Here is an 8,302-nt window from a genome sequence, read left to right as displayed (position 1 = left end):
CCGGTATTTATCAACACCGATGCGGCGGCACTGACCGCTGAAATGATAGCCTGGTATGAAAAAGTCAGCGGCAAGACGCTCTATCCGGCGCAGGATGAACGGCTGCTGATTAACCTGATGGCTTACCGTGAGGCACTGGTACGCCTGGCGATTCAAGATACTGCCGAGCAGAATCTGGTGGCCTTTGCTCGCGCCCCGATGCTGGACTATCTGGGTGAACTGGTTGGTGTATACCGCCTGGCGGCTGCGGCAGCGCGTACCCGACTGCGTTTTCAGCTCGAAGAGGCTCCCGCCACGCCGTTAGTCATTCCGGCGGGCACGCGCGTCAGTGCTCGCGACAGTATTGCTTTTGCCACCGATGAGGCGGTGACCCTGAGCGACACCACTGCCAGCATGAATGCCACCTGTACCGAGCGCGGCACACTTGGCAACCGGCGCAAATCAGCACCTTGCTCGACGGCATCAACGATGCTGACCTGAGCGTGACCAATACCGAACCCAGTACCGGTGGTGCTGATCCGGAAGAGGATGAGCATCTTCGTGAGCGTATCCGGCTGGCCCCCGCGTCATTTAGCAACGCCGGTTCGCGCGAGGCGTATCGTTTTCATGCCATGAGTGCCCATCAGGATATCCGCGATGTGGCGGTGATGCGCCCGGTGCCGGGGACGGTAGCGCTTTATCCACTGGTCAAAACCGGTCTGCCGTCCGATACCTTGCTGGCCCTGGTCAGCGGCATATGCGCGGATGAAAAGGTGCGCCCATTAACGGATACCGTCAAGGTGGCCTCGCCGGTTAAGGTCATCTACCGGATTGAAGCGGCTATCCGCGTTTATGCCGGTTACGACAGCGCCGACGTCATGGCTTCGGTAAAGCTGGCCGCCCAGCGTTATGTCGATAAACAGGCCGCCCATCTGGGCCGCGATATCGTTCCCAGCCAGATACAGGCCATCCTGTTGGTCAAAGGCGTTTACAGCGTCGAGCTTAAACAACCGGCCCTGCAGGTGGTAAAAGAAAATGAATGGCCCTGGTGTGAAAGCATCGACCTGAATTTAGCCCGAGTGGTCAATGACTGATATCACACCCGATACCCCCGCCCGCGAGAGCTTACTGCCACCGCCATTAGCCGACGACAGCCGCTTTCAGTGGCTGGCAATGCTGGCGGGCCGATTACAGCAGCTTGACCTGACGCCGCTGCTGGTTTACCTGATGGATATGACCGAAACCAGTGCCTTACCCTGGCTGGCCGAACAACTGTCGCTGACCGGTGATAATGGCTGGGATCTGGCGGAGTCAGACGATGCCCGCCGGGCGATGCTGAAAAACGCCATTGAACTGCACCGCTATAAAGGCACCCCCTGGGCGGTACGTGAGGTCATTCGCCGCCTGGGCTTCGGGGACGTCGAATTAAGCGAAGGGGAAGCGGCATTGGGGGAAACCCTGACCCGTACCTGGCCAGCAGAATGTCGCTGGGCGCTTTACCGTTACCGGGTGGTACTGAAACAGACCATCACCAATGACCAGGCAGCGCTGTTACGCCAGACGCTGGCGGCGTTCGCCCCGGCACGCTGTGAACTGGCGGCGCTTGATTACACCGCCGTCCCGTTACGCTATAACCACACCGCCCAGTATGACGGAGTTTATAATCATGGGAGCAGCTAAGATGAGTTATTTGAAAGAATCCCCGGCATGGGAAGACGGCATTTACCAGATAGAAACCTCAGACCCGGTATTGGGTGGCCCGGAGGGCATTACTAACCGACCGCCTAGAGAGCTGGCCAACCGCACCGCCTGGCTAAAGCAACAGATGGAAGGCACGCAGGCAGCTCTGGAGGCTCATGCCAATTCGCGCAACCATCCGGATGCAACATTAGCGGCGAAAGGGTTTGTGCAGCTGAGTAATGCCACCTACAGCCAGGACGAGAGCACCGCAGCGACGCCTAAACTGGTCAATGATCGGGTCAATGCCATTGTCGACAATGCGCCATTAGATTTAGATACGCTGAACAAGCTGGCGCAAGCGATCAGCAATAACCCGAAATTTGCCGAAAGCGTGACGCAACTGTTGAGCCAGAAACTGGCAAAAAATGAAAATGGTGCTGACATCCCAGACAAAAATCAATTTATAAAAAACCTTGGTTTAACGGAAACGATAGTGCCGGTAGGTGTTCCACTAGCTTGGCCTACCGAAAATCCGCCTGCTGGGTGGCTTAAATGCAACGGTGATGCTTTCGATAAAGTGGCCTGTCCTCAGTTGGCAGTCGTCTATCCTTCTGGCAGAACGCCAGATTTACGCGGTGAATTTATTCGAGGTTGGGACAATGGACGATGCGTCGATCCAAATAGAAAAATATTAACTCATCAGGAGGGCACGGTTATTCCCGGTTTTGATGATAATGACAACGGCGATATTAGTGCCCTTGGTACGCCTGGCGTCGCACTTGGTGATGCACTGACAAGTGTGCAACGCGCCAGCATTGATGCACGACAATGGATTATACGGGGGCGTTCCGCAGAGCGCTATAAATGGCATGCTTATACCTCAGCCCGTCCACGCAACATTGCCTTTAACTATATAGTGAGGGCGGCATAATGCTGCGCTTTATGCATCGTAATCAGGCGGTATCGGCCAGTCGATATCTGGCGCGGTGCTGATATTCACCCTGTTAAGCAATACACGGTATTTTTTCCACGCCAGCAGCGCCGCTTTTTCGGCTTCCGTTGCCATGTCGAGGTCTACAGCGTCCTGAAGCGGAGCTATTACACGGGTGGCCTTATCCATCAGCTTGTTTTTTTTCCGCGTTATCTGCTGCCTCTGCTCAGCATGAGTATAGGTTCGCGGCAAAACCTGATTGCCGTCAAAAACCCACTCAGCATTCGTTTTTGCCTCGTCGGGAAGAGATTCAAGCTCGACAATGCTGCAATTTAAAGGGAAGAGCGCGGAAGCATCTTTAGAGAGAGCCACAACAATGTTTTTTTCTGGCTCAAAAACCACCTTGAATGTTTCTGGTTGAAATGTCTTTTGCAGTTCATACCAGTCATTGCCATTTTCATCATTAATATACGAAACACCTACCTTATGCTTTATCTCTCTTTGCTTTTCTGATAAAGCATTGGCGTCTGTTTGCTTAAAGTTTTTGTACATTTTCATCATGTTATTCCTGCCCAATCGTTGCCCACTGACCATTAACATTTACCTGTATCAATCGACAATACACAAAATCATCTCCCGCACTCATATCCCATTGACCTCCCGTTCTAAAGCCAGTGACGACACCCCCCACGGGAAGCTGCATGTCATAACCTTGCGCAGAAATAACCTGAGCATTTGATAATCTGACATACTTAATAAATGCCCGGTGAAGCCAGCCACTCAAATGCCCGCCCCAAACCGAACCGTGGATATTCCCATCCTCTTGATAGGTCGCTCCTGCGGCATGGAGTGCCTGGGGAGAGTAAAGATGCCCGTTTTTATTGAATACCCAATCTCCGCCGCCGTCATTGCCGTTGTTTAGCCGAACGCCATCACCGCCCTTGTCTTTGTAGAGCCACATGCGAACGCTACCGTCCTGATTATGAAAACCCAGATGCTTGCGGTTATCCCCTTTCAATAAGAATTGGCCACCCTGTGAAATAATGTCGCCCTTGACGGTGCCGCCAGTTCGTTTATCAAGCGCATTTTTTGCACAATCTACCGTTTCCGTTAAACCAAGGTTTTCTTAAATCATGAATTTAGTTAAAATTTTGACCTAAACCAGCGATTACAAGGCTTACCGAGGTTGAGAAAAGGTTAAAAATGGCAAAAATTGGCTATATGAGGGTGTCAAAAAATGACCAAAACACCGATTTACAGCAAAAATCCTTGATTTGCGCAAATTGTGAACAGATTTTTGAGGATAAAATCAGTGGAAAAACAGACCAGAGACCCGGATTAAAACGCGCGTTAAACTGCCTGAAATCGGGAGACACTTTGGTAGTCTGGAAGCTCGACAGGCTGGGTCGAAGCATTAAACATTTGATTACTTTAATATCCAAACTGGAAGATGAAGGCATCCATTTTCATAGCTTGACGGATGCTATTGATACCTCTACGTCCGCGGGCCGTTTTTTCTTCCATGTGATGAGCGCGTTGGCACAAATGGAGCGGGAACTCATTGTTGAGCGTACTAAGGCAGGCTTAGCCGCAGCAAGAAGCAGGGGACGTATCGGGGGTAGGCCTTGCTCATTATCTTCCGCACAGCAAGAGCAGGCTAAAAAATTACTCGAGTCCGGCCATAGTAGAAAGCAGCTGTCATTACTGTATGGGGTTTCATTGGCCAGTATCTACAAGTATTGTCCGGTAAAAGATAAACCTAAGAGGGGAAATGGATAACTTGTTTTTTTTGATAGACTCTATATCACTGTGGTATAAAAAATTATCCTTCTTCAAGGACTTTTCATGAAACTAGCTTTAGTCATGGCCCTGATTTTATCAGGCTGTAGTGCAACAAACGTATCCAATCGGCAGATATCTGCGTTCAAAAATGATGAACTCTGTAAAGCATTAGGGACATACAATAACGATGGTCCCACAGTGCTTCGTTTAACTACCGAACTGGAGCGACGGGGCATGAGTATCAATCAAGAGCGATGTTACGCACTCTCACGCATGAATATGAATCGCCGTGATTATATCATTTATGGTGATACAAATAACAACATGGGCAATTTGCAGCAAGAGCGCAATGAACGGTATCAAAAGCAGGAAGAACAGCAGCGCCTACAGACAGAGTTACAGCAACAGCGGTGGAGAGATCAGATTACGAAAGGAATCACTGCAGACTTAATTAAACGAAGTCAATAGCCGCTGTTCTGCTGAAAGGCATAGTATAAAGTGTAATTCTGTTTCAATAGATGTAACAAAATCAACCCTTCATTTATCGCACGGATGTGTCGCAAATATCGCGCGGCGCATCATCATAAACCAGAGCTACCAGGCGCTGGCAAATCACTATGAGACAGTGGTGCTACCGGCGCGCCCGCGAAAACCGAAAGACAAGGCGAAGGCAGAATCAACCGTGCAGCTGGTAGAACGCTGGGTGCTGGCCCGGTTGCGTAAACGTACGTTCTACTCGCTGGCCGAACTCAACCAGGCGATACGAGAACTCAATCATGAGTTGAATCTGCGCCCGATGCGTCATTACGGCAGACAAAGTCGCCTTGAACGCTTCGAGCAGCTGGACAAGCCGGCTCTTGGGCCTCTCCCGCCCACGCAATGGGAATACAGTGAGTATCTCGTTGCCCGAGTGGGACCTGATTACCACATCGACTATGGCAAAAACGGGTACTCGGTGCCGCATCCGCTGGTTGGCGAGCGCGTTGACGTCATCGCCACCCAACGGCTGGTGCAAATCCACCATAAGGGCGTCTGCGTGGCTACGCACCCTCGCAGCGATAGCGCCTATAGGCACACGACTCAGGCGGCGCACATGCCGGCTAACCATGAGGGGCAGAGTCAGTGGACGCCGGAAAGGCTGTGCAGTTGGGCGCTGTCGGTGGGCGTGTGCACACTGAAAGTGGTCGAGTCCATCCAAAGGAGCAAAGCTCATCCGGAGCAGGCTTACCGCTCCGTGCTGGGGTTACTCAATCTGCAACGGCGCTATGAGACGACGCGACTGGAGAAGGCCTGCGCGCTGGCGTTGGAGAAAGGGTGCATAAACCGCTCGTTCATAGCCAACGTGTTGAAACACGGTCGTGAAAGTGGGGTCACCCAGGACGGAGCCGGCGTATCAACGCTGGTTCACGAAAACCTCCGAGGTCCGGACAGTTATCATTAAGGAAAATAAATATGGACACACTGTTAATGGCTCTGCGAGAGCTGAAGTTGTCGGCAATGGCCCAGGCGTTGGAGACGCAACGCGAACTCCCGGGTAGTTATGGGGAGCTGGGGTTCGAGGAGCGGTTGTCGCTGATGGTAGAAGCAGAAAATTTGCATAGAGAAAACAACCGCATATGCCGTCTGCGCCGGCAATCGCAAATGCGCCTGCAGGCAAAACCAGAAGATATCCGCTATATGCCGGGCCGAGGTGTGACACCGGAGCAGATGCGAGATCTGCTAGGGGGACAATATCTGAAATATCAGAAAAGCATACTCATCACGGGGCCGACAGGTACGGGTAAAACCTGGCTCAGTTGTGCGCTTGGAGAGCAGGCATGCCGGCAGCAATATAGCGTGCGTTACTGGCGTGTGGGTCGGTTACTGGCCCATCTTCACCAGTGCCAGCTAGACGGAACCTATCTAAAACAGCTTAAGCAGTTAGAAAAAATAGAGTTACTGCTCTTGGACGACTTGGGCCTGGAATCAATGAGTCCGATGCAGGCAACGATGCTGTTGGAGGTGATGGAAGATCGTTACGACAAAAGCGGCAGCATCCTGATCTGTCAACTGCCGGTAAAAAAATGGTATGGACTGATAGAAAACCCCACGACAGCTGACGCGTTACTCGATCGGCTAGTACACCCCAGCTATCGACTGGAACTTCAAGGCGAATCACTACGCAAAGAGCAAGGAGTAGCCAGCACAGGAAAAATAGACTAAAACTGAGTCAGAAGATGAGCGAACACGTGATCGAATATTACTGGAATGGGTGATCGGAAAATATCGGAATAACTGATCGGATGTCGCCGGAACAGATGATCGGATACGTCGGAATCTGCAGCGTTCAATCGTGAATCCCTGCTCATCTTGAATAAGCCTTAAGCGTTGCCACCTTCCCTCCCCTGGCCCTGGCCGCACGCCGGGGCTTTTTTATGCCGCTTTTTCGCCCACGAGCAGGCACCGCCACCCGGTCAGAACCTGTAGGAGGCGGCCTGCCGAGGGGCAAGCAAGAGAACGGCTTGTTGGAATTACCGAGGGGACAGCGCCAAACAAACGTTCTGCCAGAGAGGCAACGAGACGAAGGTGGCGGCGTCAGAGAAGGGCTCTGAGCGGGGCGGTAGCGGTGGCCGGCGGATTCCGCTACACTCGGCGCTGCACCCGCCAACTAGGTCAACCAGGTCAACTTCAGAGATCATCACCATGGGCAGCGCCCTCTGGCATCTTTACCTCATCCGCACCGCCAGCTGCATGCTCTATACAGGCATCACCACCGACGTACAGCGGCGCCTTGAGCAGCATCAACGCGGCGAGGGCGCCAAATCGCTGCGCGGTAAGGGACCACTAACGCTGGTGTTTCAGAGCCCGGCGGGCGATCGCAGCAGGGCGCTGCGTTGGGAATACCGGGTAAAACAGCTGTCACGGGCGCAAAAAGAACGCTTTATCGCACTGCAGGGAGAGGCGCTGAAACGCTTCGGGCTGCTCGGTAGCGAGGCACCTCCGCCATCCTTGGACGAGAACCCGCTTGCGTCAGCGCCTTCAACGCCAACGCCGGGCAACGCAGCCGGCGGGCGCCAAGGCTGCGTGCCCGGATTAATGGCCCGCTCTTAACGCGAGATGGGCGACCGGCGCGGGCCAGGAAACTTCCCCGCTTACGCCGTCCAGGGCGTTGTCCGCCAGCGTGAACAGCTGGAACGCCACCTCGGTGCCGGGCCAAGAGGTGCGCAATTGCCAACGTGCGGCGGGCTCGAAGCCGAAACGGTGAAACCAGGACGGGGATCCCCCAGCGTCACCACCGCGCTGTAGCCAAATTCATTGAGCGTATCCAGCCCTTCATAAACCAACTGGCTGCCGATGTGCCCTGCCCGCGCCAGGCGTCGTCTACCGCCAGCGGCGCCAGCGCTACCCACTGATGATCCTCGCCGTCGATCCAAACCGGGCAATAGGCGGCATAGCCTATGACCCCGCCCTCGTCGTCGGTCGCCACCACGCCCAGGGTCAGCAGCCCGTCTTCCCGCAGCGCGCGCACCAAGGCGGCTTCGCTCTCCCGATTGAACGCCCGCTTGAGCAGGCTGTCGATGCCCGGCGCGTCAACCGGGATTTCCATCCGAATCAGCAAGACTGGGATACGCGATGGCCGTTGGCGGCGATCGCGTCCTCTTTCAGGCCGGCTTCCACCATGTCGGCCAGCTGTTGCAGGGCGTGGCGCAGCAGGTCCAGCATGCGCTCAGGATCGATGGCGTCCAGCAGATTTTTGACCGTCAGGCCGAGTTCCGTATCCCCTTCGATACGCAGCCGGCGCTGGAAAAACAGGTAAGCGTACGCCCAGCGCCGTATTGACAGTTATTCAGCAGGGATGGTGAGGTTCCACGGCAGGAGCTCTTTGATTTTGTTGATGGGATGATCCGCGATAATCGCCAGCACATGGCGCAGATACGCTTCCGGCTCCAC

The 8,302-nt window shown here is 53.8% G+C and carries 8 protein-coding genes and 5 pseudogenes; 8 read left to right on the top strand and 5 right to left on the bottom strand.

Annotation, left to right across the window (positions count from 1 at the left end; all coding sequences use genetic code 11):
- Positions 1 to 42: 42 nt before the first annotated feature.
- The 3 genes and pseudogenes from ACMX3H_RS14975 (at position 43) to ACMX3H_RS14965 (ending at position 2,590) form a co-directional block, all read left to right on the top strand.
- Positions 43 to 1,073, top strand: a pseudogene (locus ACMX3H_RS14975) (baseplate J/gp47 family protein).
- The gene (locus tag ACMX3H_RS14970; RefSeq protein WP_415211406.1) at positions 1,066 to 1,659 is read left to right on the top strand and encodes a phage tail protein I; all 594 of its coding nucleotides are present in this window, start codon (positions 1,066 to 1,068) and stop codon (positions 1,657 to 1,659) included. Before ACMX3H_RS14975 ends, ACMX3H_RS14970 begins: the two are co-directional and overlap by 8 nt.
- Positions 1,646 to 2,590 carry a tail fiber protein gene (locus tag ACMX3H_RS14965; RefSeq protein ID WP_415211405.1) on the top strand — a complete coding sequence of 315 codons (945 nt, stop codon included), beginning with the start codon at positions 1,646 to 1,648 and terminating at the stop codon, positions 2,588 to 2,590. Before ACMX3H_RS14970 ends, ACMX3H_RS14965 begins: the two co-directional genes overlap by 14 nt.
- A gap of 9 nt (positions 2,591 to 2,599) precedes the next feature.
- Here the strand turns inward: ACMX3H_RS14965 and ACMX3H_RS14960 are convergent, their stop codons facing one another.
- Together ACMX3H_RS14960 and ACMX3H_RS14955 are read right to left on the bottom strand one after the other, a co-directional pair.
- Positions 2,600 to 3,151, bottom strand: coding sequence for a tail fiber assembly protein (locus ACMX3H_RS14960; RefSeq protein ID WP_415211404.1), 552 nt, complete (start codon positions 3,149 to 3,151; stop codon positions 2,600 to 2,602).
- Between the two features lies 1 nt (position 3,152).
- Entirely contained in the window at positions 3,153 to 3,608 is a 456-nt protein-coding gene (locus ACMX3H_RS14955; RefSeq protein WP_415211403.1) for a hypothetical protein, read from the bottom strand.
- A 185-nt stretch (positions 3,609 to 3,793) separates the two neighbouring features.
- On the opposite strand from ACMX3H_RS14955, the gene ACMX3H_RS14950 reads away from it, so the two are divergent.
- The 5 genes and pseudogenes from ACMX3H_RS14950 to ACMX3H_RS14930 form a co-directional block, all read left to right on the top strand.
- On the top strand, positions 3,794 to 4,369 hold the full coding sequence (locus ACMX3H_RS14950) for a recombinase family protein (RefSeq protein WP_415211402.1): 576 nt from the start codon (positions 3,794 to 3,796) through the stop codon (positions 4,367 to 4,369).
- Between the two features lie 66 nt (positions 4,370 to 4,435).
- Positions 4,436 to 4,840: a hypothetical protein gene (locus tag ACMX3H_RS14945; RefSeq protein WP_415211401.1), complete on the top strand. Its 405-nt coding sequence runs from the start codon at positions 4,436 to 4,438 to the stop codon at positions 4,838 to 4,840.
- Between the two features lie 112 nt (positions 4,841 to 4,952).
- Positions 4,953 to 5,813 (top strand): annotated as a pseudogene (locus ACMX3H_RS14940) (Mu transposase domain-containing protein); the annotation flags it as partial.
- A gap of 11 nt (positions 5,814 to 5,824) precedes the next feature.
- Positions 5,825 to 6,574: an IS21-like element helper ATPase IstB gene (istB, locus tag ACMX3H_RS14935; protein ID WP_415211400.1), complete on the top strand. Its 750-nt coding sequence runs from the start codon at positions 5,825 to 5,827 to the stop codon at positions 6,572 to 6,574.
- Between the two features lie 480 nt (positions 6,575 to 7,054).
- Positions 7,055 to 7,318 (top strand): annotated as a pseudogene (locus ACMX3H_RS14930) (GIY-YIG nuclease family protein); the annotation flags it as partial.
- 126 nt (positions 7,319 to 7,444) lie between these two features.
- Here ACMX3H_RS14930 and ACMX3H_RS14925 read toward each other — a convergent pair.
- The 3 genes and pseudogenes from ACMX3H_RS14925 to ACMX3H_RS14915 form a co-directional block, all read right to left on the bottom strand.
- A pseudogene (locus ACMX3H_RS14925) lies at positions 7,445 to 7,970 on the bottom strand (GNAT family N-acetyltransferase).
- A pseudogene (gene ubiT, locus ACMX3H_RS14920) lies at positions 7,964 to 8,164 on the bottom strand (ubiquinone anaerobic biosynthesis accessory factor UbiT); the annotation flags it as partial. The pseudogenes ubiT and ACMX3H_RS14925, both read right to left, overlap by 7 nt.
- Positions 8,165 to 8,194: 30 nt before the next feature.
- Positions 8,195 to 8,302: transposase domain-containing protein (locus ACMX3H_RS14915; protein WP_415209556.1), on the bottom strand; the 108-nt coding region annotated here is incomplete at its 5' end.

It is taken from the genome of Sodalis sp. (in: enterobacteria), assembly GCF_047607725.1.
In the GTDB taxonomy this organism is placed as follows: Bacteria; Pseudomonadota; Gammaproteobacteria; order Enterobacterales; family Enterobacteriaceae; genus JBLKSS01.
The sequence above is the reverse complement of the archived record's forward strand: the minus strand, read 5'-3'. Positions and strand labels throughout refer to the sequence as shown.